Below are 24,977 nucleotides of genomic sequence, written 5' to 3'. Positions count from 1 at the left end.
CGGGGACCGTGGTCTCGTCGGCTGTCGCCGCCGCTTCGGGCGTGGCCTCGAGTGTGGCGGTCCCTTCGGCTACGGCCGCCTCTTCCGGCCTGCCCTCGGGCGCGGCTGTCTCTTCGGCTGCCGCCGCCCCTATGGATGCCGCCGGTATTTCGGGGGTCGCTGCCTCTTCCTCTGTGACCTTCTCCTCGTCCGTGGACCTCTGTTCGGGGACGGACGGGTGCTCGGCCACGGTCTCCGGGACGACCGTTTCTTCGGATACGGCGTCAGGCCCGGCCGTCTTCCCGGACGGGGCCCCGCTCTCCGCCTCGACCTCCGCGACCTCTGCCTCGGTCTCCCCGGCCGAACTGGATGACTGGCGTGTGCTCGTGTGCTGAGGCAACCCGGAGGTCCTTCCGTGTGAGATCCGTGAAACGGAATCGGTGGGCCAACGCCGGGGAGGCCCGGGCCCGCCATCTTCCCGTACGGCTCACACAAGCCCCCTGTTCAGGGCTTTCGGCAAACAAGGGGCAAACACAGCGCCCCTCGCAGCGAACCCACCCCCTACGCCCCACCCACCGCAGTGAGCAGGGCCAGAGGAGCCGCCGCCGACCGGGACTCCCGCACACACGCATGCGGATAGGGCACCGGCTCCGGATGCGTGTCCCTCCCGTACCCGGCCAGCACCTCCGGCAGCCGATGCCCACCGGCCGTCGCCGCGTCCACCAGCCCGTGCGCCACAGCCCGGGCCTCGTCGTGCAGTCCGTACCGCGCCAGCCCCAACGCGATCAGCGCGTTGTCGTGCGGCCACACCGAACCCCGGTGATACGACAACGGGTGGTACGCCGCCTGCCCCGCGGCCAGCGTCCGTACCCCCCACCCCGAGAAGAAGTCAGGCTCCAGCAACCGCCGCCCGACCTCCTCCCCGTACTCCTTGTCGAGCAGCCCGGACCACAGCAGATGCCCGGCGTCCGAGGCCAGCGCGTCGACCTGCCGGCCCTCGCCGTCCAGAGCCAGCGCGGGGAAGGAGAACTCGTGAATCCAGAAGTCCCGTTGGAACCGGTCCCGAAGATCGGCGGCGGCCTGTTCAAGGAGCGCCGCGTACGTCTCATCGCTCCACACCGTGCGCGCCACCCACGCCGTCCGGCGCAGCGCGTCGTACGCGTATCCCTGCGCCCCAGCCGCCATCACGGTCCCCACCGGCCGGCTGCCGTCGGCGGAGCAGATCGCGCCGGGGGAGTCCTTCCAGTTCTGGTTGGCCAGCCCGCCCTTGTCCGAGCGGTAGACGAGATAGCCGCGTGAGGTCAGCCCGCCGTGGTCGAGCATCCACCCGATGGCCGCACGGGCATTGCGCTCAAGGCGCCGGGCCATGTCCGTGTTCCCGGTCTGCTCCACATACGCGCCCAGCAGGATCAGGAAGAGCGGGGTGGCGTCGACGGAGCCGTAGTAGCGGCCGTACGGCACCTGCCCGAAGTGCGCCAGTTCACCGTGCCGTACCTCGTGGACGATCTTCCCGGGCTGGGCCACGGAGTGCGCGCCGCCCTCGGTGGCCTGGGTGGCGGCGAGGGCCGGGAGGGTGGCGGCGGCCAGCCGGGGGCGGTAGGGGAGGGCGAAGAGGGAGGTGATGAGGGCGTCGCGGCCGAGGAGGGTGAGGAACCAGGGGGCGCCGGCGGCGGGGACCTTGAGCTCCTCGCCGTCGGGGCCGGTGGCCGGCACCTGGAGCGCGGCGAGGTCGGAGAGACCGCGGGCGCAGGCCGCCGCCAGCTCGGGCCAGCCGGTCGGGAAGGCCACGCCCTCCACGAACTCACCTTCCAGGGCGAGGAGCTGCTCGTTCAGCGCGGCCGGGTCGCGGGGTACGCGCAGCGCCCGCCGGTCGCCGTGCGGGCGCCCGATCACCCGTACGACCAGCTCGGTCGTGCCGTGCGGGGCGAGTTCCAGCGTCCACACCATCCGCCGTGCGCCGGTCCCGGTCTCCTCGACGCCGTCCGGTGCCGGCTCGGCGGTGATCGTCGTACAGGACCGCCACTCGCCCCGGCGGTAGCTCAACTCCAGCCCGTCGTCGAGGACCTGGCGGGAGCGTACGGCGCCGGACTTGGTGTAGGTGCGGTGGTCGGCGCGGAGTTCGAACTGGTCGGTGAAGTCGGCGTCGGCGGTGATCGCCAGGCGGATGGTGGTCGGCACCGGACGGTTGCTGGTGACCCGCAGGGACTCGGCGAACGAGCCCTCGCCGACGGCCTGTTCACGGAAGATAGTGTGCGCGGGCGGCTCCTGGCGGCCGCCGCGCGGGACCAGGACACACCGGGTGCCGTCCCCGTCGGAGACCGGGGTGAGCACCTCGGGAAGCGCCCCGTCGACCGTCAGCTGCCAGCGGCTGAGGTGCCGCGCGTCCCGTACGAACAACCCGTCCGGGGAACCGCCGCCCCGGACGCCGCTGATGTCTCCGCGGTCGTCCACGGCGGCGAACGTCGCGCCGTGCACGAGCAGATGATGCCGGTCCGTCATCCCCGGTCCCCTCCTTTGTCCCACAGGTCGAACGTGCGGTGTCCGTGGAAGACACCCCGTTTTGTCAGCTCTTGTCCGCATCTTGACGTTTCCGGCGTTCGTCGTGCGGTGCGTGCCGCCGGTGGTGCAGATCGAGCGCGAGCGCCGCCGTCCAGCTGAAACCGGTCGCGCCGCACGCCTCACCCGTGTACGGGTCGACGTACTCGGCGAACCCGGTCGCGTCGGCCGTCCGTACGACCGCCTCGCCTAGCGCGTCCGCCCGCTCCCGCTCGCCCTGCTCGCGCAGCCCCCGCTCCAGCAGCCAGCCGGTGTTGGCCCAGGCCGGCCCGCGCCAGTACCGGTGCGGGTCGAAGGCCTCGCCGAGCAGGTCGTAACTGGGGACCAGATGGGTGCCGGTGCCGAAGTGCGGGCCGCTCAGCGTCCGGACGAGCGCGGCAGCGATCTCCCGCGGCAGCTCGGGCAGGAGCAGCGGGATGAGACCCGAGACCCCGCGCTCGGGAATCAGCCCGCCACCGCCCCGCAGGTCCCGGCACAGGAAGATCTCCCGCTTCGGATCCCACAACCGGTCCACCAGCGCCGCCGTCAGCCGCTCCGCGCGCGCGTGCCGCGCCGTACCCGTGGCACCCAGCTCCTGTGCGATCCGCGCCAGGGCGTGCTCGGAGGCGATGAGCAGCGCGTTGAACGCGGGGTCCTCGACGGCGAACTCCCGCTTCCGGTCGGCGTATTCGGCGTCCCGGTAGTCCGCCGCCAGCCGCACGTACCGCCCGTAGTCCAGATCCGTCGGCCGGTCCTCGGCGGCCCCGTGGTCCAGGTCGGCTCGGCGGAAGGAGCGCTCCGGAGCGGGTGCGACACGGGCGAGCGGGGCGTCCCAGCAGGGGCTGTTGTCCATACCCTGTTCCCAGGGGTGCACGACGGACGCGAGACCGCCGCCGCCGAGGTCCCGCCGGTGCAGCAGATAGCGGTGCCAGGCGGCGAGCCGCGGGTGGACGGTGGCCAGGAAGCCGCGCGCCCGGGACAGGCCGGGGTCGGCGAGGTGCACCAGCCAGGCCGCCAGCGCGTGCACCGGTGGCTGCACGATCCCGGAGGTCTGTACGGTGCGCGGGGCGCCCGCGGCGCGCCCCGCGGTCGAGGAGCGCCAGAAGTCGGGGCTCGGGAAGTACGCGTCGAGGGGGACGGAGGGGTTGAACACGATGTGCGGGATCCGCCCGTCGGCCCACTGCGCGGCCAGCAGCGTCTCCAGCTCCGTCTGCGCGCGCAGCGGCGACAGATGCCTGAGCCCGATGGCGATGAACGTCGAGTCCCATGACCACTGGTGCGGATACAGGCTCAGGGAGGGCACCGTCGAACTGCCGGTCCAGTTGTCGGCGAGCACACGTGCGGCCCTGACGTGCAGGGACCCTGGGCCGGGGGCGTGGGTGGACGGCGGATCGTATGCGATCCCGCGACCGAGCGCATGGGCTGTGAGCTGGGCAGTGCGATCCACTCGGGGCTCCCCGAAGACGTCCGGCCGGCCGGGTTTGGCGGTTGCTACCGCAGGGTTACGTCTATTTAACACGCAAAACTCAATATGTAATGCAAGCTTGGGAAACACAAGGGGGTGCGCATGACCGGACGTCCTGGCAGAACCGGCAAGGGCGGCGGGCAGGCGAGCGCCGGCGAACTGCTCGAACTGGTGCGCAGCGGGCGGGCCGTGACCCGCGGCGCCCTCCAGCAGGCCACCGGACTCTCCCGTGCGACCGTCGGCCTGCGCCTGGACCGCCTGTTCCGCGCGGGCTGGCTGCGCGAGGGCGCCGGCGGCCCGGTCGGCTCCCCCCTGGGCGGCCGCCCCTCCATCACCCTCGAGTTCGACGACTCCCATGCGGTGGTCCTCGCCGCCGACCTGGAGACCCGCCACGCCCGGGCCGCCGTACTGTCCCTCACTGGCGAGATCCTCGCGGAGCACTCCGGCAGGCTGGTAATCCAGGACGGTCCGGACGCCGTTCTCACCGGGCTCGGCCGCTGGTTCGCCGAGTTGCTGGAGAAGGCCGGCCACCGGGCGACGGAGGTGTGCGGGATCGGCCTCGCGGTACCGGGGCCCGTCGACACCGAGACCGGCCGGGTCGTCCAGCCGCCGATCATGCCGGGCTGGGACGGCTACGACATCAGGGGCCGTATGGCCAGGGCGTTCTCGGAGCACACGGGCGCGCCGCCGGGGGTCCCGGTCCTGGTGGACAACGACGCGAACCTGATGGCGTACGGCGAACAGCGCACGGGATACCCGGACTGCTCGGCGTTCGTGCTGCTGAAGGTCTCGACGGGTATCGGCGCCGGGGTCGTGGTCGGCGGCTCGATCTACCGGGGCGTCAACGGCGGTGCCGGGGACATCGGTCATATCCGGGTGGGCGCGGAGGCGCAGTGCCGCTGCGGTTCGTACGGCTGTCTCGCCGCCGTCGCGAGCGGCGGCGCCGTGGCCCGGCGGCTGGCCGAGGCCGGGGTTCCGGCGGCCTCCGGCTCGGATGTGCGCGACCTGCTCGCCTCGGGTCATCCGGAGGCGGCGGCGCTGGCCAGGGAGGCCGGCCGCCGGGTCGGGGACGTACTGGCGACGGTCGTGACCCTGTTGAACCCGGGTGTGCTGATGATCGCGGGGGATCTGGCGGGCACCTCGTTCCTCACCGGCGTGCGGGAACTGCTGTACCAACGGGCGCTGCCCCGCTCCACCGCCCACCTGGACGTCGTGACCTCGCGGCTGGGGGAGCGGGCGGGGCTGATCGGCGCCGGGGCGCTGGTCGTGGAGCACCTGTACGCGCCGGAACGGGTGGAGGAGCGGTTGCTGGCGCTGGGGATGTGAGGCTGCCCGCTGCCGCGGCGGCCGACTGGGATGACGCGGTTGTTTCCGTCCCCTTTCCGCGTCCATCCCATGTCCGCATGGTGAAATCCCGGCGTCTGTGGCAGCGTGATTCTCGCCACCCTTGATAAGGGTTGCGCTCAGATGAGCGGATCATGAGCGACTGCACTTCTCCAAGGGGTGGCACTGGGTGCCACCCCTTGATCGTTCATCGATCGAAATCAGATGTGCAGTCACTCCGCTCACCTGAGCGAAATAGTGCGGCATTGAGCGATCTTGCATTCAAGAAGTGAAAACATCGTCCGGTCTCCGCTTGCCAAGCTTTGACTTTCGATCCGGTGGCGGACGATCGGTTACGGGCGCATGACACACAAGTAGACGTACCCAGGCGCCTTCGATCTGGGTATGTTCCTGGCCGTCAGGGCAGCCAACGCGTCCTTCAGGGAGTCGAGACCCGTGTCGGAAAACAAAGAACCCCACGTAGCGAAGTTCGTTTACGACTTCACCGAGGGAAACAAGGACCTCAAGGACCTCCTGGGTGGCAAGGGCGCGAACCTCGCCGAGATGACCAACCTCGGGCTCCCCGTTCCCCCCGGCTTCACGATCACGACGGAAGCCTGCAAGGTCTACCTCGACAGCGGCGAGGAGCCGGCGGCACTGCGTGACGAGGTGAGTGCGCACCTCGACGCGCTGGAGCAGCGGATGGGCAAGAAGCTCGGCCAGGCCGACAACCCCCTCCTGGTCTCGGTCCGCTCCGGCGCGAAGTTCTCCATGCCGGGCATGATGGACACGGTCCTGAACATCGGTCTCTCCGACAAGTCCGTCCAGGGCCTGGCCAAGCAGGCCGGCGACGACCGCTTCGCCTGGGACTCCTACCGCCGCCTCATCCAGATGTTCGGCAAGACGGTCCTCGGCGTCGACGGCGACCTCTTCGAGGAGGCCCTCGACGCGGCGAAGGACGCCAAGCAGGTCACCGTCGACACGGAGCTGGAGGCGGCCGACCTCAAGAAGCTGGTCACCAAGTACAAGAAGATCGTCAAGGCGGAGGCCGGCCGGGACTTCCCGCAGGACCCGCGCGAGCAGATGGACCTCGCGATCCGCGCGGTCTTCGACTCCTGGAACACCGACCGCGCGAAGCTCTACCGCCGCCAGGAGCGCATCCCCGGCGACCTCGGCACCGCGGTCAACGTCTGCTCGATGGTCTTCGGCAACCTCGGCCCCGACTCCGGCACGGGCGTCGCCTTCACCCGCGACCCCGCCTCCGGCCACCAGGGCGTCTACGGCGACTACCTCCAGAACGCCCAGGGCGAGGACGTGGTCGCGGGCATCCGCAACACGGTCCCCCTGGCCGAGCTGGAGAACATCGACAAGAAGTCGTACGACCAGCTGATGCAGATCATGGAGACGCTGGAGAACCACTACAAGGACCTCTGCGACATCGAGTTCACGATCGAGCGCGGCCAGCTGTGGATGCTCCAGACCCGCGTCGGCAAGCGCACGGCGGGCGCCGCCTTCCGCATCGCGACGCAGCTGGTCGACCAGGGCCTGATCGACGAGACGGAAGCCCTCCAGCGAGTGACGGGCGCCCAGCTCGCCCAGCTGATGTTCCCCCGCTTCGACGAGCAGGCCAAGGCCCAGCAGGTCGGCCGGGGCATCGCGGCGTCGCCGGGTGCGGCCGTCGGCAAGGCGGTCTTCGACTCGTACACGGCGGTCAAGTGGTCCCGCTCCGGCGAGAAGGTCATCCTGGTCCGCCGCGAGACGAACCCCGACGACCTCGACGGCATGATCGCGGCGGAGGGCATCCTGACCTCCCGGGGCGGCAAGACCTCCCACGCGGCCGTGGTCGCCCGGGGCATGGGCAAGACGTGCGTGTGCGGCGCGGAGGAGCTGGAGGTCGACACCAAACGCCGGCGGATGACGGTCCCCGGCGGCCATGTGGTGGAGGAGGGCGACGTCATCTCCATCGACGGCTCCTCGGGCAAGGTCTACCTGGGCGAGGTCCCGGTGGTCCCGTCCCCGGTCGTCGAGTACTTCGAAGGCCGGATGCACGCGGGTGCCCAGGACGCCGGCGAGCTCGTCGAGGCGGTCCACCGCATCATGGCGTTCGCGGACCGCAAGCGCCGTCTGCGCGTCCGCGCCAACGCCGACAACGCGGAAGACGCCCTGCGCGCCCGCCGCTTCGGCGCCCAGGGCATCGGCCTCTGCCGCACGGAGCACATGTTCCTCGGCGACCGCCGTGAGCTGGTGGAACGGCTGATCCTGGCGGACACGGAGGACGAGCGCGAGGAGGCCCTCGGCGCCCTGCTCCCCCTCCAGAAGCAGGACTTCGTCGAACTCCTCTCCGCCATGGACGGCCTCCCTGTCACGGTCCGCCTTCTCGACCCGCCGCTGCACGAGTTCCTCCCGGACATCACGGAACTCTCGGTCCGGGTGGCCCTCGCCGAATCCCGCCAGGAGCCCCACGAGAACGAACTCCGCCTCCTGCAGGCCGTCCACCGCCTGCACGAGCAGAACCCGATGCTGGGCCTGCGAGGCGTACGCCTGGGCCTGGTGATCCCCGGCCTGTTCACCATGCAGGTCCGGGCGATCGCCGAGGCCGCGGCCGAACGCAAGAACGCGAAGGGCGACCCGCGCGCGGAGATCATGATCCCGCTGGTGGGCACGGTCCAGGAGCTGGAGATCGTCCGCGAGGAGGCCGACCAGGTCATCGAGGAGGTCGAGGCGGCGACGGGTACCAAGCTCAAGCTGTCGATCGGCACGATGATCGAACTCCCGCGCGCCGCCCTGACGGCGGGACAGATCGCGGAAGCGGCCGAGTTCTTCTCCTTCGGCACGAACGACCTCACGCAGACGGTCTGGGGCTTCAGCCGGGACGACGTGGAAGCGTCCTTCTTCACGGCGTACCTGGAGAAGGGCATCTTCGGCGTCTCCCCCTTCGAGACGATCGACAGGGACGGCGTCGGCTCCCTGGTGGCAGCGGCGGCCCAGGCAGGCCGCGCGACCCGCCCGGACCTGAAGCTGGGCGTCTGCGGCGAGCACGGCGGCGACCCGGAGTCCGTCCACTTCTTCCACGAGGTGGGCCTGGACTACGTCTCCTGCTCCCCGTTCCGCATCCCGGTGGCCCGCCTCGAGGCAGGCCGGGCGGCGACGCAGTCGGCGGGCAGCGACCACCGCTGAGGCCTTCGCCGGCCTCCTGTGAACCCCGGGTCCGCCGTCCGTCCCCGACCCTCAAGACCGATGGACGGCGGCCCCGGCACGCAAGAGAGGGGCGGCACCCTGTGCGGGGGTGCCGCCCCTCGGTGCATCATCTGCGGGGACTGTCAAGCTACGTCGCTGACCAGGCAAAATGGCTTTTGCTGGCGTTGGCTGCCGTTGAACTCGCGTGACGCCGTTGTGCCCTCGTTGTGCCCTGTGAGTGCGGCTGAGTCTCGTCACACGCTGGCATCACACAGGCCCCGCCCTGTTGCCCCCAGCACGCTTTCCAGCTGTGCTGCTTGGGTCTGGGGTTGCGTTCGGGGGGGTACGTTTCCTCTGGAGTGACCATCGCTCTGCAGCCCCCTCCGACGCCCGATGATCACCGCTTCGTCGTCTGTCGGTCACCTGGTGCTGAGAGCCTCGCCCCCATGGTCACCAACAATGACGCCCTCGCACCCTCGATGATCAGTGCCCGCGTGTAGTGAGCGGTTCGAGGGCCTGATCTCGGCGCTCGTGCACCGACTGCCGTTCGGCCTCGCTCGGATCGTCGGGCCGAGCCTTCTCGGCTTCGTGCTCATCAACGGCTTCACCTTCGGCATCGACCTCGGGCTTCTGACGGTGTTCCACAGCGGATTGCGCTGGTCACTGCCGCTGAGCATCACGTTGGCCTACCTCATGGCGTTCGGGCTGAGTTTCGTCCTGAACCGTGAACTCAACTTCCGCTCACACGCCGCGATCGGCCGGCAAACCGCCCTGTACCTGGTGGCCATCGGGGTCAACTACCTGGTGTGCATCCTCGGGATCGGCGCCGGCCTTGCCGCCCTGGGTGTCGAGTACCACGTCGCCAGGGTCACTGCGGGCATGAGCGAAGCGGTCTACATGTACAGCGCGATGCGCTGGGTCGTGTTCCGGGATGTCCCACACTACTGACGGCCGACGGGCGGCCGCGGCTGGGCCTGACTCAACGGGTTCGGGGGCGTTCACCTGCGGCTGGCCTCCCATCCGGGGACGGCCAGAGTCCCGCCTGAACGACCGTGAACGGCGCTGAACGAGACGGAAACTGATTCCTAAATAGATCGCGTCCAAGGTGGAGAAGCCCGATCCGCCTTCGATTTACAGGCCAACAGGTGGGGCTCGGCCTCCGGACTACTGAGACGGGCGCCGTGCCTGGCCGACTGCGGCACGTCAGTCGATGGTCAGCCACAGCTGTCCGCCGGCGGATCCTCGTGGCGATCAGTGATGGTGAATTCCATCCACTCGATACCGGCGACACTGAAACCGGCTCCGACGTTGGCGGACGCGATGCCGTCGAACTGAAGACACGTGCCCGCTTCCGGGCCGCTGAGGCTCCACGGCGCCGCGACTCTCCATGCCCACTGAAGGGTGGTCAGGAGCGCGTCCTCCGGGGCTGAGCAACCGAGGGGAGAGACGAGCCGCAGTTCGGCGAGCTCCGGGAACTTCCAGTACCGCTCGTAACTCTCGATCTCGATGGTGTGCGGCAACAGCTTCTCGATGCGGCCGACCACTCGTTCGGCACTGCGGCGGTCGGCTACGCGCGCGTAGCAGCGCCAACGGATCGTCTCGAACATGCAGGCACTGTACGGCTCTTGCAGAGCTGTGCTGCGGCACTTCTGTGACCTGGCTCCGTCGGCAGCCTCGTTGGAACCTCAGCTTGGGAAGCTGCGATCATTTGCGGTCGATTAGGGCGCTGAACTGGGCGAACGGCTTAGTGGTCGGCTCTCGAAGCCATCTTCTTCAGCCGGTGGCGCTCGGCGGCGGTCAGCACCACCGCCACGGCAGTGCGTATGGCCACGTACCTGTCCCCGGATCCTGCGGCAGGCTGACAAGCCTGAATGATTTCGACTGCCCCCGCTCTTCCAGCAGCCTTCTGATCCGTAGCTCTGTATAGATCAGGCATTGACGGTCGTACAGGTCGTTCGAAGGGTGCTGGTGGGTATCCGGAGTCAGGGTTGGTTGCTGTACTTCTCTGCTGTACAGCACTTGGCCCGCTCCGCCATCACCCCTCAGACGACTCTTCTAGGTAGTCTTCGGAGGGTTCTTTCAGGAAGTCTGGGGTGAACCAATCGCGGGACGACCGGGGTACCGAGAGTAAAAGGATCATCGCAATCACGCCCACGCCATAGGCCAGTCCGAACACGATTGCCACGACCCTGGCGCCACGGTTGCCTTGCCAAAGGCCTAGGGCGGTCATGCCGGGCAGGAACCCCAGAAGAGCGAACGACAGTACGACCGGGTTGCCCTTGGCGATGGCTCCGACCACGCCCACGAGAAGCATGGCGACGGCTGGCAAGGCCCAGAGCACAACCGCTGCGATGACCGGTGCGGGCGGTCTGCGTTTCTTGTCTGCGGACATTCAACACAAGGTACGAGTACAGGAACGGGACCGGTCCCGGATCTCAGCGATCCTCACGTCCACGAGCAAGCGTCTCCTCATGATCTTCACGCGCTTTTTGCCGAAGCGCGCTGCGGCCTACTCCTGCATACTCACACCAGTCTCGGTGTGATCCAGCAGCCTATTGCTTCCGTGCCGGCCCCATGGGACGTCACGAGGCCGGTCGCTGTGGTTGCTGTACTTCCCTGCTGTACGGCTTGGGCGACTCTGCGTGCGGTGCAGAGGTTGTTGCGGCTGTTCAGGGTGTCGGGGTGGGTCGGGGTGGTTTTCACCCAAGACCTGCTCTCGCTGCGCGAGGGTCGCTTGGAACAGAGGGATGGCCCGGCCGAGCTCCCCTGCCACGTAGTAAGCGCCGTGGCAGCCGGGCCGGTGCTTCAGACCACTGGGATGAGCGGGGCGTCGAGGAGGCTCCGGTCGCCGTCGGTGCCGTGGGCCAGCGTGGCGGTCACGGCCTCGTGCGGGGCGCCGAGCCGGATCGTGCTGATCTCGTCCAGCATCTGGTAGTGGTGCGGGTCGAGTTCGATGTTCAGGGCGTCGAGGTAGCCCGCCAGGTGGGCCAGGGTGCGGGGTCCCACGATGGGAATCAGCGAGGTTTGGGCGCGCGCCGCCCGCTGCCGCAGCCAGGCCAGTGCGACCTGGACCGGGCCGGTGCCCATCTCTTCGGCCACGGCGAGGACGGCGTCGAGCACGGCGGTGCGCTGCGCACCGTCCTCGCCGGCCGTGCCGTCGACCGCGGCCCGCGCACTGAGTCGCCCCTGCTCGCCCTGACGGTACTTCCCGGTCAACAGGCCGCCGGCCAGCGGGGAGTAGAGGACGACGCCCAGACCGTGCGCTTGAGCCATGGGGAGGAGTTCCCGCTCTGCGGAGCGTTCGGCCAGGCTGTATTCGGTCTGGATGCCGGCCAATGGCATGCGTCCGCTCAGCTCGGATCTGACGGCGGCGCCGGCCACCCGCCAGGCCGGGAAGTTGGACAGTCCGCCGTAGCGGATCTTACCCGCCCGGATCAGGTCCTCGAAGGCGGCCAGGATCTCCGGCAGTGGCGTCACGCCGTCGGGAATGTGCGGCATGAAGACATCGACATAGTCGGTCCCCAGTCGCCGCAGGCTCTCCTCCAGGGACCGGATCATGGTCTTGCGACTGTTGCCCGTGGTGCCGGGGCGGACCTGGGCGGCCCTGCTCCCGCTGTACTTGGTGATCACAACGTAGTCGTCGCGCTCGCGGCCCAGCAGTTCGCCCAGGACGGTCTCGGCCTCACCGTTCTGGTAGATGTTCGAGACGTCGAAGGTGGTGCCGCCGGCCGCCACGAACGACTCGAAGATCGCCCTGGCCCCCTCCCGGCCCGCCGCGGCCGGGGCCGAGCCGAAGTTGGCCGTGCCCAGCACGTATTCCGACACCCGTAGGCCGCTGTGTCGTCCGAAGGTCTGGTAGCGCATGGGATCCTCCTCGGATTCTGCGGTAGGGTCAACGACGCTAACACATAAAACGAATGGTCATTCTCTTATGCCGAAGGTCAGCCAGGCCCATCTCGACGCCCGCCGCCAGCAGATCATCGACGCCGCCCGTGCCCGCTTCGCCGCCCACGGCTTCGCACGGACATCCATGCCCGACCTAGTCGCGGCTTCCGGGCTCTCCACCGGGGCGATCTACCGGTACTTCAAGGGCAAGGACGAGATCGTCGCCGCGATCTGCGAACAGTCGAGCCAGGCGTTCCCCGCGGACCTGAGCGCCGAGTCCATCCAGGACTTCCTCGAGCACCTTCGCACCCTGTCGGGCGAGGAGGGCCACGCCCGGCTGGTCGCGCAGATCTACGCCGAGGCCGCCGTCTCGCCGAGTCTCGCCGCTCTTGTCCAGCGCCAACTCGAGGAACTGCGCACGGCGGTCGTGGCACTGCTGCCCGGCCACGAGCCCGCACACGCGGCCCGGATCGCCGAGGCCTTCGTGGCCCTTTGCCAGGGCTACAGCCAGCAACTCGCCGTACGGGGCGACGTCGACCCCGCACCCTTCACGGCGGCTCTCGTCGCGATCACCGAGTCGTAACCGAGCATCCCAGCCGCGATCACGAGTCAGGGCCTCAGGGACCCACGCCTTCCCAGTGAAAGTACGCGGCGATTGCCTCAGCTTGATCTTTATCCTTGCTGCTGTTTCAGGCGGATGTGTTCGGTGAGGGTCTCGGCTCGTTTGACGGTCTTCCCAGGCTCGTGGCGTGGGGCTGGCCTGCGGTTCTTCGAGCCGGGTGGGCGTCCGGGGCCGGGCTTGGAGGGTCTGGGCACGGCGGCGGGACGGGCGATCTTCATGCGGAGGGTGGCGGAACCCACGGCGGACCCGGGCAGGGGTGAGCCGGCGGGGCTCGCTGGGCCGTTCCCAGGGCCGGCGGAGGTCCTCGGCGAGGGGGCGGGCGAGGCGGAGTTGGGTGTGGGCGGCGATGATCAGCCAGGTCCACAGGTCGGCGGTCGCGGGGTCGCGGGGTCGCGGACCTTCGGCACGGTCCAGCCCAGGGTCTGTTTGAACAGCCGGAAGGTGTGTTCTATGTGACGGGTCGTCGAGCGGGGTGGTGTGGAGTGCTGGGGGCTCACGATGTGGTGAGTGTGGGGCTGCTGGCCCGGGTCTATCCGGCGGGTTCGGTGGACCAGGCGGTCGATAGCGTGCGGACGGCGCCAACGGCGGTCGAGGGTGCTGCCTGCCCGGCTGGTGCTGTACCTCTGGTGCTCGGGCTGGCGTTGTTCCCCCCGGATCCGTATCTGGAGGTCATGCGCAAGACGACGTTCGGGCTGCGCCAGGTCGGCCTGCTGGGCACTTGGCGGGAGCCGGCCAAGCCCTCGATCTCCCTGGCCCGACGCCGGCTGGGATGGGAGCCCCTGCGTGAACTGTTCGCGCGGACCGTGGTGCCGCTGGCCGACTCGTCGGACGCGTGGGCGTTCTGGCGCGGACTGCGTCTGATGGCAGTGGACGGCACCTGCGTGGACATCGCCGACACTCCGGCCAATGACGAGGTGTTCGGGCGGCACGGGGGCAAGCCCAAGCCGGGGAAGCGGCCGCACAAGCGTGCCGGGTTCCCGCAGGCCCGGGTCGTGGGTCTGGTCGAGTGCGGGACGCACGCCATCGTGGACGCGGAGGTCACCGGGTGCAGAGAACGTTGAGGACGGTCTGCGCCCGGCAGCACCTGCCGTACGCCAGGGGACGGGCTTCAGACGTTCCGGTTCTCCGCGCTGACCATCCACGCGTGCTTTTCCAGGGAGTCGATGATTGCGTGCAGAAGGTCGGCCGTCGAGGGGTCCTCGCTGTCGACCTGGTCGTGGACGGTGCGCAGGGTGTCGACGGCGGCACGCAGGCGCGCGGTGATGAGATCGACCACGGCGCTCACGTTCTGCTCGCCCTCCGGGAACGGGGGGAGTGTGGTGGTCGCCGTGACGGTGTCGGAGCGCCCGTCGGGAACGGCTTGCAGAGCCCGCAAGCGTTCGGCGATGGTGTCGGTCGCCTCCCGGGCGTCATCGACGATCTGGTCCAGTTGCAGATGCAGATCACGGAAGTTGTGGCCGACGACGTTCCAGTGGGCTTGCTTCCCCTGCAGGTGCAGTTCGATCAGGTCCACCACGATCTTCTGCAGGGCTTGGACAAGCTGGGGCGAAGCCGTGAACCCAGCGACGTCCTCGTCCGAACGCCGGGAGGACCCTGGGGCAGCAGGGGAGGCAGTCATGGCGGTTCTCTTTCGGGAGTGCGCAGAGGGGATTCCGACGCAAGGAGATGGTCGGTCGGCCTCGTCGGGCCTACCAAGATGCTTCCCGCTGCATGCGATGCACCGGCGCAGCCCGGCCGACGGCGCCCCTGCGTTCACTCGATCGGCACACCCTCCGGTTCACCCCGCTGTAGCACCCGGGGCTGTCCGGTCCCGCCCTGCGGGAGCTGCGGCTACGGAGGATGATCGGTGATGGGGGGCGGGAACTCGCTGCATGAAGCGACGTGCATCGCTCAGAGAGGTGTCCCCATGCGTGCTCTGCGCTTCGACCGCTTCGGCGACCCCGACGTCCTGCGCGTCGTCGACGTACCCGACCCGGTAGCAGGGGCCGGCGAGGCGGTCATTGCCGTCAAGGCCGCCTCGGTGAACCCATCGGACCTCAAGAACATCGCTGGTCAGATGGAACAGACGACCCTTCCGCGCATCCCGGGGCGCGACTTCGCCGGCGTCGTCATCAAGGGGCCGCGTCACTGGACCGGTGCCGAAGTCTGGGGCACCGGAGGAGATGTCGGGTTTACGCGCGACGGGTCGAACGCGGAACTGCTCACCCTTCCCGCGGCGGCTCTGGCCCGCAAGCCGGAGCGGCTCAGCTTCGAGGAAGCCGCGGCCGTGGGAGTCAACTTCCTCACCGGCTGGCTCGGCGCTGTGGAGGCCGCTCAGCTGACCAAGGGCGAGACCATCGCCGTGTTCGGCGTCTCCGGCGGGGTGGGCGGCGCCGTCGCCCAGGTCGCACATGCCCTCGGTGCCCGGGTGATCGGCGTAAGCCGGGTCCCCCCCGCCGAGGGGACTCCTGCCGCGTCGGCCATCAGTGCGTTCATCGCGTTCGACGGCAGCCCACAGGACATCGGCTCCGAGATCAAACGGCTCACCGGTGGCAGGGGCGCGGACGTCGTGTACGACGCGGTCGGTGGCGTAACGACCCCTGCAGCGCTGGCCTCGCTGGCTCGCCGGGGTCGGCTCGTGGTGGTCAGCGCCGTCAGCGTGCGAAGCGTCGAGATCGACCTCATCGATCTGTACCGCAATGAGACGCGGATCTACGGATGCAACACCCTGGACTACGACGTCGTCGAGTCGGGCGCACGGCTGCAGCGGCTCGCGCCGTTCTTCGACTCCGGCGACTTCCGCCCCCTGCCCATCGCCGACCGCTACAGCCTGGACCGCGGAAAGGACGCGTACCTCGCTGTGCAGAACGGGGTACGAGGCCGGGTGGTCATCTGCCCCTGAACCGGCTCTTCGCACGCCCGCCCATCCAAAGGGTCCACCATCGTGGCTCGAACCTCCGAACCGCATGACGCGGCAGCTCACCTCGCCCCGGCCGCCGGGCCGGTCACCTGGTGGTCGGTGGCCCGCAACAGCGCCGCGGAGTGCCTCCTGGCGTTCGTCCTGCTCATGGCCGTCATCACGATCGTGCGCTGGGTCGCGGGTCCGTCGCCCGTGTCGGCGGCGATCCCCGAGGTGCATGCGGAACTGCTCATCATCGGTGGGTGCGTGGGCCTGGTGCTCGCCGGGCTCATTCTCAGCCCGCCCGGGAAGGCATCGGGCGGACATATCAATCCGGCCATCTCGATCGCCATGTGGCGCTTCGGGCTCTTCCCCGGCGCGTCGGTCACGCCCTACATCGCCGCGCAACTCGCCGGCTCCCTGCTGGGCGCGCTCGCAGGCGGTGCCGTGTGGGGACCAGTTACCGACAGGCCACCGGTCCGCGACGCCTCGTTGCAACCCGGCCACGGCTGGTCGGCCGGGGCGCTGTTCGCGGCCGAGACCGCCTCCATGGGCGTCATCGTGCTTCTCGTCGGACTCTTTGTTGCCGCGCCCAGGCTGGCGCCGCTCGTCCCATGGCTCGTCGGCCTCCTGATCGGAGCAGCGATCGCCTTGCTGGGGACCACAACAGGCGGCTCGGTCAACCCGGCCCGCCAATTCGGACCGGCGATCGTCGCGGGCCGACTCGACTTCCTCTGGGTCTACCTGCTGGCTCCGATGGCGGGCGCCGTTCTGGCGGCCTCACTGTGCAACACCCTTGTCGGGCGGCACACACCCCCGGGTATGGGCGCGGCCAAACCCACCGGTGACGTTGGAGGAACCGCTCGGGGAGGCGGTCCGGCCGGCGGCGAACGGGGACGCCTGCCGCTGGGACGAGGGCATGCCCGCCAGGGCGAACCGGGACGACCTGGGGATGACGATGCAGCTCGGGTGGACACCGCCGTCCCCGGCTTTGTCTGGTCCGCATGCTGTTGGCCACCAGCGCGGCACGACGCAGCGCGCGGACGGCGGCGGCCGGAGCCGGGGCGGTGATCAGCTCCTTACACCGCGACCGCTCGTGCCGCGCGAAGTCGATCAGCCGGGTAGGGCCGGGCCGTGGTGGCGTGCTCCAGGCATCTTGTCAACTGTGAGCATCCACACCTTCTTCACCATTGCGCGAGCTGTTCCGGCACGGCAGAGTTTCCGAACTGTCGGATGAGATAGGTGAGTTGTCCGCTCCAGTCGCGGCAGGACGGCACGGACGGTCCGGAAGGGAAGCACGTGACTCGGAACCCGGTGCGGGGCCTTGCGGTGGTCTCGGCCACAGCGGTCACCGCTGTCGGAAGCGTCGTCGGAGTCGCCTCGGCCAGCACCGCACGGCCGCACGACGCGGCGGAGACGGCGCCCGACGCGACGCTTCTCGCGGACATACCCGTCGGCCGGCAGGCACAGGTGCAGACCGCGTCGCTGACGCGGCAGGCCGACGCCCAGGCCGTCGCCGCCGACGCGGGCGCCCGGAAGGACGCGGAGGAAGCCGCCCGCAAGGCCGCCGCCAGGACCGCGACGGAGAAGAAGGACGCCGCCGAGAAGGCGCGGCAGGAGGCCAGGACCACCGCCTCCCAGGACGCCTCCAGCTTCCCCGTGCAGAGCTCCTACACGGTCGCGCAGATCCAGGCGCTGGCCCGGCAGATGATGTCAGGGGACCAGTACCAGTGCTTCAGCGCCATCGTGGAGCGCGAGTCCACCTGGAACTACCGTGCGGTCAACGCCTCTTCCGGCGCCTACGGCCTCGTCCAGGCCCTGCCCGGTTCCAAGATGGCCTCCGTAGGCGCCGACTGGCAGACCAACCCGGCCACCCAGATCAAGTGGGGCCTCAACTACATGAACTCCGTCTACGGCAGCCCGTGCCAGGCCTGGTCCTTCTGGCAGGTGCACCACGCCTACTGAGGGAACCTGGCCTGGCGTCCACCGACTGTCCCCAGGCTGACGCCTCAGAGCAGGGCGTCAGAGCAGGCCGAGGTCGCCGAGTTCCTTGTACAGGTCGGAGCGGCTGGTGCCGGACGGCGCCCGCGAGGTGCCGCCGGTCACCGCCGGTGGGGTTCCCCCGCCGGCGCCGGCCCGCGGGCGCCTGTCCCGGAAGAGCCAGGCGCCCACCAGGCCTCCGAGCAGCCCGCCGAGGTGTCCGAGCCAGCTCACTCCCGGTGTTCCGGGCACGGCCACGGTGAGCAGGTAGGCGAAGGAGGCACCCATGACGATTCCGATCAGCGTGTCGATCAGGTGCCGGTCGAAGAGTCCCCGTACGACGACGTAACCGAAGTAGCCGAAGATCAGGCCGCTGGCGCCGACCGTCTGCACGTCGCCTCGCTCCAAGAACCAGACCACGGCACCGCTGCTCACCGCGATCAGCAGGGTCAGCCCGAGGAACCGCACCACCCCGCGGTAGGCGGCGAGGAAACCGAAGACGAACAGGGGGCCGGAGTTGCTCTCGATGTGCGCCCAGCTCCAGTGCAGCAGCGGCGCGACCAGGACGTCGGGCAGGCTGCCGAGGTCACCGGAGACCACCGCGTACTGCCGTGAGAAGGCGTAGTGGTCGGCGTAGTTGGCGAGCTGCACCAGCCAGACGACCGCGAGCAGTGCGAACATCACGAAGAACGCCTTCCGCGCCTCCGCGATCATCACCTCGGGACTGACCGGCACCCCGCGGGCCCGGCCCTTGTTCGGCGCACCCATGGCAGGCTCCCCCTCCGACGGCATCCGCGTCCCCACCACGGCGCACTCTACGACAGCCACCTCACCAACGCCCCGGTCCGGGCGCCCGCCGTCAGAACGGGGTTGTGAGGGTTGACGCTGCGTGCGTCGCCAGGATTGCGTCCACCGACAATCAATTGCAACGAGCGACAAAAGTGCGTTGCGTTAATTGGGAAGTTGTTGCAACGAAATAGCTGCTCTGAGCTGCGGTGATCGGTATCGCTTGCAACAATTACGTTGCCCGATCTGTGAATGCAACGTAGCCTTTCTGTCATCGGAAACGACGACTCGAAGGAGCGCACCATGCAGAAGTTCGAGACCCCCGCCGCGGTGACCGCCGTCCTCGACATCCCGGCAGCACACATCCGGCTCATCGCCGCCGACCGGGCCGACACCACGGTCGAGGTCCTGCCCGCGGACGCCTCCAGGAGCCGGGACGTGAAGGCGGCGGAACAGATCACGGTCGTATGCGCCGACGGCGTCCTGCGGATCGAGGCGCCGGCGGCCAGGAACCGGCTCCTCGGCAACTCCGGTTCCGTCGAGGTGACCGTCCAGCTGCCCGCCGGCTCCCGCGTCGAGGCGAAGGCCGCCCTCGCCGAACTCCGGGGCGTCGGACGGCTCGGCGACGTCACCTTCGAGGGCGCGCAGGCCACGGTCAAGCTCGACGAGACCGGGAACGCTCGTCTCACCCTCCAGGCCGGCGGCATCTCGGTCGGCCGCCTGGGCGGGACCGCGGAGATCAGCACCCAGAAGGGCGACATCACCATCGCCGAGGCCGTGCGCGGCGCCGTCACTCTGTCCACCCAGCACGGCGACATCTCGGTCGGCGCCGCACGCGGAGTCTCCGCCTCCCTGGACGCCGGCACCACCTTCGGCCGGATCCACAACGCGCTCATGAACGCCGACGGCGCCGCCGTCCTGACCATCCACGCGACCACCGCCTACGGCGACGTGACGGCCCGCAGCCTGTAGGACGGCCCGCCCGAGGGCGGCGTACACCGACACCAAGTCGGCGTACGCCGCCCCGTTCGTGTGCCGTGAGGCCGTCCCTCGAAGGCGGCCGCCGGCCGGCCGCGGACGCTCGCGGGAAACTTGTTGAGAGCCGCCCCGCAGTGCGGAAGGGTCCTTGACCATGGAGTTCTTCTGTTACCACCGTGACCGGGCCGGTTCCCTGGCGTTGCGCCAGGAGCTGGTGGAGGAGCACTGGTCCTACATGGACCGGTACGCGGCGCAGCTGATCGCTCGCGGGCCGGCCTTCGGCGCCGACGGCGAGACGCCCACCGGCAGTGTGCACATCGTCGATCTGCCCGATCCGGCCGCTGCCCGCGCGTTCGCCTTCGACGAGCCCAACTACCAGGCCGGCGTGTACCGGGACGCGCTGCTGCGCCGGTGGCGCAACCTGCTGGGGCGCACCATGTGGGAATTTCCCGGCGGCCGGGCCGGCGGCAGCCGGTACCTGGTGCTCGGCCTGGGGCCGGTGCGGGCAGCCGTCGGCGGCGGCCCCGGTCTGCCGCCCGGCACCGACCCCGACGAGCTGATCGCCTTCGGCCCGCTGCTGTCCGACGACGCCACCACCTGGCTGGGCACGGCGGCACTGGTCCGGGCCCCGGACTCCGACCGGGCACGGGCGGTCCTGGCCCCGCACCGGTACGCGGAGACAGAGGTGCACGACTGGGAGTTCGGCGGGCGACGGTGACGAACCCGGGGAGGCTGGTGGTCAGCCGGCTCCGCCAGTTCGGTTCTACGCGACCAGCAACTCCGCCAGCCCGTCGGCGAATTGTGTGATGCGGTCCAGCTGGGGGCCGCCGTGTGCGATGCGGAAGCCGTGCCGGCGGCTCCAGAACGCCGCCGGTACGGCGTGGAACTGCGCCCAGCGCCGTACCCGTTCGCGGTCGAGCTCCGCCGCCTCGGCGAAGACGTCGAGGAGACGGTGGACCGTCTTCGGCAGGTCATCCGCTCGCATGAGGGACGGGGCGCGGGACTTGAGCAGCGTGCCGCCGTCGTACGCCGGGTCTCCCACGTAGCCTTTCGGGTCGACCGCCAGCCAGGACACCTGCAGGACGAGCCGCCCGCCGGTGGGGCCCCTGCCGTACCGGGACGATCACTCCCACACCCCCGTGCGTCACCTCACCGTCGGGTGCGCAGTCCCAGCGCTCCAGCAGGTCCTCGACGATCGCGGGGAGCCCGGCGATCCAGGCCGCCCCGCGGTCACCCTCGCGGTCGATCGTGCCGCGCGCCAGGGCCTGCGGAATGCCGATCACCCGGGCACCCTACCCGCGCGTCGCCGAGCGGTTCGTACGGCGTACGGCCGCGTCCGGTGTCCTGCCGTGCCCCGCCCTCGTAGGCTGGCCGCGACACAGACCCCCACCTGTGGAGGGCGCCCTCATGCGCAGCAGCGGCTGGAGCGGCGGCGACATCCCGGATCTCACCGGCCGCGTCGCCGTCGTCACCGGGGCCAACAGCGGACTCGGGTACGTCACCGCGCGGGAGCTGGCCCGGAAGGGGGCCCGGGTCGTGCTCGCCTGCCGGAGCGAGGCGCGCGGACACGAGGCCGGGGACCGGATGGCCGCGGAAATGCCCGGCGCGCACATCGAGTTCGGGCGGCTCGACCTCGCGGACCTGGCTTCGGTGCGGGGCTTCGCCGACTCGTTCCCGTACGACCGGCTCGATCTCCTCGTCAACAACGCCGGGGTGATGGCGCCGCCGTACGGGACCACCGCGGACGGGTTCGAGACGCAGTTCGGGGTCAACCATCTCGGGCACTTCGCCCTCACCGTGCTGCTCATGCCCGTCCTGCTGCGCACCCCCGCCGCCCGTGTCGTCACCGTCTCCAGCATGATGCACGTCCTGGCCAACATCGACCTCGACGACCTCAACAGCGCGCGCCGGTATCGGCGTTGGGTCGCCTACAGCCGGTCCAAGACCGCCGGCCTGCTGTTCGTCCACGAGCTGGCCCGGCGCGTCGACGACTACGGCGGCGACCTCGTCGCGGCCGCCGCCCATCCCGGGTACGCGGCCACCAACCTGCAGGCCGCAGGGCCCCGTGCCGAGGGACGGCGCGGCGCCGAGCGGGTGATCGCGGCGGCGAACGCCGTCTTCGCGCAGTCCGCCGAGGCCGGGGCGCTGCCCACGCTGTACGCGGCCACCGCCCCCGGCGTACGGCCTGACTCCTTCACCGGGCCCTCGTTCGCGATGTGGCGCGGCGCCCCGGCCCCCTCCCGGCGGGCGCCCTGGACGCTCAACGACACCATGGCGCAACGCCTCTGGGACGCGTCGGAGCAGCTCACCGGGGTGTCCTACGACGCCGTCCTGAAAGACCACTGAGCAGCTCTGCCGCCGCGGTCTCATCAGTCAGGTGTCGGCGGTTCCTGTACGGCGGCCCGTACCGCGTAGGCGGCCACCCGCACCGCCTCGTCGTCCAGGCACTGGCCGGTCACCAGGTCGAAGCGCTGCTTCAGCAGGGGCGAGGCGACGAACGGGCGGCCCCGGTCGGTGCCGGTCAGGCCGCGGGAGAGGACCGCCGCGCCGCCGAAGGGGTCGCGGTTGTCGATCGCGTACAGGCGGTCCGCGCGGTCGCGGAAGACGGCGACCTGGCGGCCGTCCGGCAGGAGCGCGGCCACACCCCGGCCGGGGGTCAGCCGGCTCAGGCCGCAGACCGTGAACCAGCCATCGGTCAGCCGGAGTTGGACCTTCGGGTCGGTGGTCGGGGGTGCCAGGGTCATCGCTGGGCGCTTCCTTCCAGAACATCTTCGGTGGCGCGCACGCCGATCGACAGCAGCGGCAGGTCGGGCTTCATCTGGGCGCGTTCGGGCACGAAGCCGACGACCGGGTCCGGGGTGTCGGGGGCGTTGACGAAGGACACGAACCGGGCGAGCTTGTCGGGGTCGTCGACGGTCGACGCCCACTCGTCGGCGTAGTTGGCCACGTGCGCCGCCATCAGGGACTCCAGCTCCTCGCAGATGCCGAGGGAGTCCTCGACGACCACGTCACGGACGTGGTCAAGGCCGCCCGGGATCCGCTCCAGCCAGGTCGACGTGCGCTCCAGGCGGTCCGCCGTACGGATGTAGAACATCAGGAAGCGGTCGATCAGGCGGACCAGTTCGGCGTCGGTCAGGTCCTGGGCGAGCAGATCCGCGTGGCGCGGGGTGGCACCGCCGTTGCCGCCGACGTACAGGTTCCAGCCGTTGGAGGTGGCGATGACACCGAAGTCCTTCGACTGGGCCTCCGCGCACTCGCGCGCGCAGCCGGACACCGCCGACTTGAGCTTGTGCGGGGAGCGCAGGCCCCGGTAGCGCAGCTCCAGGTCGATCGCCATCCGGACCGAGTCCTGGACGCCGTAACGGCACCAGGTGGAGCCCACACAGGACTTGACGGTCCGCAGGGCCTTTCCGTACGCGTGCCCCGACTCGAAGCCCGCGTCCACCAACCGCGTCCAGATCAGGGGGAGTTGCTCCACCCGTGCGCCGAACATGTCGATCCGCTGGCCGCCGGTGATCTTCGTGTAGAGGCCGAAGTCACGGGCGATCTCACCGATCGTGATCAGGCCCTCGGGGGTGATCTCACCGCCGGGGATGCGGGGGACGACCGAATACGAGCCGTTCTTCTGGAGGTTGGCGAGGAAGTGGTCGTTGCTGTCCTGCAGGGCCGCCTGCTCGCCGTCCAGGACGTAGCCGCTCACGCCGATCGCCGGGGCGAGGGAGGCGATGACCGACGCCACCGCCGGCTTGCAGACCTCGCAGCCGTCGCCGCCCCGGGCGCCCTCGCGGCCGTAACGGTCGAGCAGCTCCCGGTAGGTGCCGATCCGCAGAGCCAGGACGATCTCGTACAGCTCCTCGCGGGTCTGGCCGAAGCAGCCGCACAGGCCCTTGTCGACCTCGACGCCGGACGCCTCCAACTCGGCCGTGACCAGTTGCCCGAGCACCTTCACACACGAACCGCAGCCGGTACCGGCCTTGGTGCACTTCTTCACCTCCGGCACGGTGGTGCAGGAGTGCTCGGTCACCGCGTCGCGGATCGTGCCCTTCGCGACGTTGTGGCAGGAACAGACGACGGCGTCGTCGGGGAGGGCGGACGGGCCCAGTTGGGCACCGCCGACCGAACCGGCGGGCAGGACCAGGGACTCGGCGGAGACCGGCGGGACCGAGCCGGTGAGGGCGCGCAGGGTGCCGTACGCGTCCGCGTCGCCGACCAGGATGCCGCCGAGCAGCGTGCCGTCCCGGCCGATGACCAGCTTCTTGTACAGGCCCGAACGGGAGTCGGAGTACACCACGTCCAGGCAGTCCTCGGTCCTGCCGTGCGCGTCGCCGAAGGACGCCACGTCCACACCGAGCAGCTTCAGCTTCGTGGACAAGTCCGCGCCGGTGAAGGCGGATTCGTCACGGGCGATGGTGGCCGCGGCCGTCGCCGCCTGCTCGTACCCCGGCGCCACCAGGCCGTACACCCGGCCGTCCGCCGCCAGCGCGCACTCACCGATCGCGAACACCCGCGGGTCGTCCACCGTACGGCACTGCTCGTCGACGGTGATGCCACCGCGCTCGCCGACGGAAAGACCGCAGGCCCGGGCGAGTTGGTCCCTCGGCCGTACCCCGGCGCTGAACACCACCATGTCGGTGGCGAGTTCGGACCCGTCGGACAGCTTCATGCCGACGACGGCGCCCGTGTCATCCGTCACGATCTCCTGCGTGCCCACACCCGTGTGCACGGTCAGGCCCATCTCCTCGATGGTGCGCAGCAGGGCCGCACCACCCCCCTCGTCCACCTGTACCGGCATCAGCCGGGGCGCGAACTCCACGATGTGGGCGGTGAGTCCGAGACCCTTGAGCGCGCCCGCCGCCTCGAGTCCCAGCAGACCGCCGCCGACCACGGCGCCCACGGTCGCCCTCGACTTCGCGTACGCCTCGATCGCAAGAAGGTCCTCGATCGTGCGGTACACGAAACAGCCCTCGGCGTCCCTGTGGGGGACCGGCGGCACGAACGGATACGAGCCGGTGGCCAGCACGAGCGTGTCGTAGCCGAAGACCCTGCCGGACCGTGCCGTCACCTTCCTCGCCTCGCGGTCGATCGTCTCCGCCGGGTCGCCGACGTACAGCTCGATGCCGTGGGCGTCGATGAACTCCATGTCGGTCATGGAGAGTTCCTCGGCGGACCTGCCCGCGAAGTACGAGGTGAGGGCGACACGGTCGTACGCGGGACGCGGCTCCTCGCACAGCACGACCACGCGGTGCGTGGCGGTCAGACCGCGCTCGGCCAGCGCTTCGAGGAAGCGCTGGCCGACCATGCCGTGGCCGACGAGCACGATCGTGGGGGTGGCCCCAGGGGCGGTGGTCATCAGGAGCCTCCATCGTCGG

General features: G+C 70.0%; 20 protein-coding genes and 2 pseudogenes. 11 read left to right on the top strand and 11 right to left on the bottom strand.

Annotation, left to right across the window (positions count from 1 at the left end; genetic code table 11):
- Positions 1 to 540: 540 nt before the first annotated feature.
- Positions 541 to 2,478: a glycogen debranching N-terminal domain-containing protein gene (locus ABZ396_RS12215; protein ID WP_358916043.1), complete on the bottom strand. Its 1,938-nt coding sequence runs from the start codon at positions 2,476 to 2,478 to the stop codon at positions 541 to 543.
- 64 nt (positions 2,479 to 2,542) lie between these two features.
- Positions 2,543 to 3,961, bottom strand: coding sequence for a hypothetical protein (locus tag ABZ396_RS12210; protein ID WP_358916041.1), 1,419 nt, complete (start codon positions 3,959 to 3,961; stop codon positions 2,543 to 2,545).
- 120 nt (positions 3,962 to 4,081) lie between these two features.
- Here ABZ396_RS12210 and ABZ396_RS12205 point away from each other — a divergent pair, with 120 nt between their 5' ends.
- The 3 genes from ABZ396_RS12205 to ABZ396_RS12195 all read left to right on the top strand — a co-directional run bounded on the left by ABZ396_RS12205 (position 4,082) and on the right by ABZ396_RS12195 (position 9,427).
- Positions 4,082 to 5,305, top strand: a complete 1,224-nt coding sequence (locus ABZ396_RS12205) for an ROK family protein (protein ID WP_358916039.1) — start codon at positions 4,082 to 4,084, stop codon at positions 5,303 to 5,305.
- A gap of 453 nt (positions 5,306 to 5,758) precedes the next feature.
- Entirely contained in the window at positions 5,759 to 8,479 is a 2,721-nt protein-coding gene (gene ppdK / locus ABZ396_RS12200; RefSeq protein ID WP_358916037.1) for a pyruvate, phosphate dikinase, read from the top strand.
- A 531-nt stretch (positions 8,480 to 9,010) separates the two neighbouring features.
- Positions 9,011 to 9,427: a GtrA family protein gene (locus ABZ396_RS12195; RefSeq protein ID WP_358916035.1), complete on the top strand. Its 417-nt coding sequence runs from the start codon at positions 9,011 to 9,013 to the stop codon at positions 9,425 to 9,427.
- A 266-nt stretch (positions 9,428 to 9,693) separates the two neighbouring features.
- Here ABZ396_RS12195 and ABZ396_RS12190 read toward each other — a convergent pair whose 3' ends face one another.
- From ABZ396_RS12190 to ABZ396_RS12180, 3 genes are all read right to left on the bottom strand, one after another.
- On the bottom strand, positions 9,694 to 10,086 hold the full coding sequence (locus tag ABZ396_RS12190; RefSeq protein WP_358916034.1) for a hypothetical protein: 393 nt from the start codon (positions 10,084 to 10,086) through the stop codon (positions 9,694 to 9,696).
- Between the two features lie 428 nt (positions 10,087 to 10,514).
- Positions 10,515 to 10,871, bottom strand: coding sequence for a hypothetical protein (locus tag ABZ396_RS12185; RefSeq protein ID WP_358916032.1), 357 nt, complete (start codon positions 10,869 to 10,871; stop codon positions 10,515 to 10,517).
- Positions 10,872 to 11,284: 413 nt separating this feature from the next.
- Positions 11,285 to 12,343: an aldo/keto reductase gene (locus ABZ396_RS12180; RefSeq protein ID WP_358916030.1), complete on the bottom strand. Its 1,059-nt coding sequence runs from the start codon at positions 12,341 to 12,343 to the stop codon at positions 11,285 to 11,287.
- 67 nt (positions 12,344 to 12,410) lie between these two features.
- Here ABZ396_RS12180 and ABZ396_RS12175 point away from each other — a divergent pair, with 67 nt between their 5' ends.
- Positions 12,411 to 12,947, top strand: a complete 537-nt coding sequence (locus ABZ396_RS12175; protein ID WP_358916028.1) for a TetR family transcriptional regulator — start codon at positions 12,411 to 12,413, stop codon at positions 12,945 to 12,947.
- 89 nt (positions 12,948 to 13,036) lie between these two features.
- Here the strand turns inward: ABZ396_RS12175 and ABZ396_RS12170 are convergent.
- A pseudogene (locus tag ABZ396_RS12170) lies at positions 13,037 to 13,438 on the bottom strand (transposase); the annotation flags it as partial.
- On the opposite strand from ABZ396_RS12170, the gene ABZ396_RS12165 reads away from it, so the two are divergent.
- A complete protein-coding gene (locus ABZ396_RS12165) occupies positions 13,430 to 14,047 on the top strand; it encodes a transposase domain-containing protein (RefSeq protein WP_358916026.1) in 618 nt (205 codons plus the stop codon). The pseudogene ABZ396_RS12170 and the gene ABZ396_RS12165 overlap by 9 nt on opposite strands.
- Before the next feature lie 47 nt (positions 14,048 to 14,094).
- Here the strand turns inward: ABZ396_RS12165 and ABZ396_RS12160 are convergent, their stop codons facing one another.
- Positions 14,095 to 14,604 carry a DNA starvation/stationary phase protection protein gene (locus tag ABZ396_RS12160; protein WP_358916024.1) on the bottom strand — a complete coding sequence of 170 codons (510 nt, stop codon included), beginning with the start codon at positions 14,602 to 14,604 and terminating at the stop codon, positions 14,095 to 14,097.
- A gap of 288 nt (positions 14,605 to 14,892) precedes the next feature.
- On the opposite strand from ABZ396_RS12160, the gene ABZ396_RS12155 reads away from it, so the two are divergent.
- The 3 genes from ABZ396_RS12155 to ABZ396_RS12145 all read left to right on the top strand — a co-directional run bounded on the left by ABZ396_RS12155 (position 14,893) and on the right by ABZ396_RS12145 (position 17,829).
- Positions 14,893 to 15,867 (top strand): zinc-binding alcohol dehydrogenase family protein, encoded by a 975-nt coding sequence (locus tag ABZ396_RS12155; RefSeq protein ID WP_358916022.1) that lies wholly within the window; start codon positions 14,893 to 14,895, stop codon positions 15,865 to 15,867.
- Positions 15,868 to 15,984: 117 nt separating this feature from the next.
- Positions 15,985 to 16,935, top strand: coding sequence for an aquaporin (locus tag ABZ396_RS12150; RefSeq protein ID WP_358916020.1), 951 nt, complete (start codon positions 15,985 to 15,987; stop codon positions 16,933 to 16,935).
- Between the two features lie 228 nt (positions 16,936 to 17,163).
- Positions 17,164 to 17,829: a transglycosylase SLT domain-containing protein gene (locus tag ABZ396_RS12145; RefSeq protein ID WP_358916018.1), complete on the top strand. Its 666-nt coding sequence runs from the start codon at positions 17,164 to 17,166 to the stop codon at positions 17,827 to 17,829.
- Positions 17,830 to 17,886: 57 nt separating this feature from the next.
- Here the strand turns inward: ABZ396_RS12145 and ABZ396_RS12140 are convergent, their stop codons facing one another.
- On the bottom strand, positions 17,887 to 18,612 hold the full coding sequence (locus tag ABZ396_RS12140) for a rhomboid family intramembrane serine protease (protein ID WP_358916016.1): 726 nt from the start codon (positions 18,610 to 18,612) through the stop codon (positions 17,887 to 17,889).
- Between the two features lie 321 nt (positions 18,613 to 18,933).
- On the opposite strand from ABZ396_RS12140, the gene ABZ396_RS12135 reads away from it, so the two are divergent.
- Both ABZ396_RS12135 and ABZ396_RS12130 read left to right on the top strand, forming a co-directional pair.
- Positions 18,934 to 19,602 carry a DUF4097 family beta strand repeat-containing protein gene (locus tag ABZ396_RS12135; protein WP_358916014.1) on the top strand — a complete coding sequence of 223 codons (669 nt, stop codon included), beginning with the start codon at positions 18,934 to 18,936 and terminating at the stop codon, positions 19,600 to 19,602.
- 160 nt (positions 19,603 to 19,762) lie between these two features.
- Positions 19,763 to 20,326: a YciI family protein gene (locus tag ABZ396_RS12130; protein ID WP_358916013.1), complete on the top strand. Its 564-nt coding sequence runs from the start codon at positions 19,763 to 19,765 to the stop codon at positions 20,324 to 20,326.
- 45 nt (positions 20,327 to 20,371) lie between these two features.
- Here the strand turns inward: ABZ396_RS12130 and ABZ396_RS12125 are convergent.
- Positions 20,372 to 20,891: pseudogene (locus ABZ396_RS12125) on the bottom strand (aminoglycoside phosphotransferase family protein).
- A gap of 124 nt (positions 20,892 to 21,015) precedes the next feature.
- Here ABZ396_RS12125 and ABZ396_RS12120 point away from each other — a divergent pair.
- Positions 21,016 to 21,954, top strand: coding sequence for an oxidoreductase (locus ABZ396_RS12120; protein ID WP_358916011.1), 939 nt, complete (start codon positions 21,016 to 21,018; stop codon positions 21,952 to 21,954).
- A 23-nt stretch (positions 21,955 to 21,977) separates the two neighbouring features.
- Here the strand turns inward: ABZ396_RS12120 and nirD are convergent, their stop codons facing one another.
- Together nirD and nirB are read right to left on the bottom strand one after the other, a co-directional pair.
- Positions 21,978 to 22,352, bottom strand: coding sequence for a nitrite reductase small subunit NirD (gene nirD / locus ABZ396_RS12115; RefSeq protein WP_358916009.1), 375 nt, complete (start codon positions 22,350 to 22,352; stop codon positions 21,978 to 21,980).
- Positions 22,349 to 24,958 (bottom strand): nitrite reductase large subunit NirB, encoded by a 2,610-nt coding sequence (gene nirB, locus ABZ396_RS12110; RefSeq protein ID WP_358916007.1) that lies wholly within the window; start codon positions 24,956 to 24,958, stop codon positions 22,349 to 22,351. The genes nirD and nirB overlap by 4 nt, the downstream gene beginning before the upstream one ends.
- Positions 24,959 to 24,977: the final 19 nt, after the last annotated feature.

The sequence above is a fragment of the Streptomyces sp. NPDC005866 genome (assembly GCF_040629895.1).
Classification (GTDB): domain Bacteria; phylum Actinomycetota; class Actinomycetes; order Streptomycetales; family Streptomycetaceae; genus Streptomyces.
The sequence above is the reverse complement of the archived record's forward strand: the minus strand, read 5'-3'. Positions and strand labels throughout refer to the sequence as shown.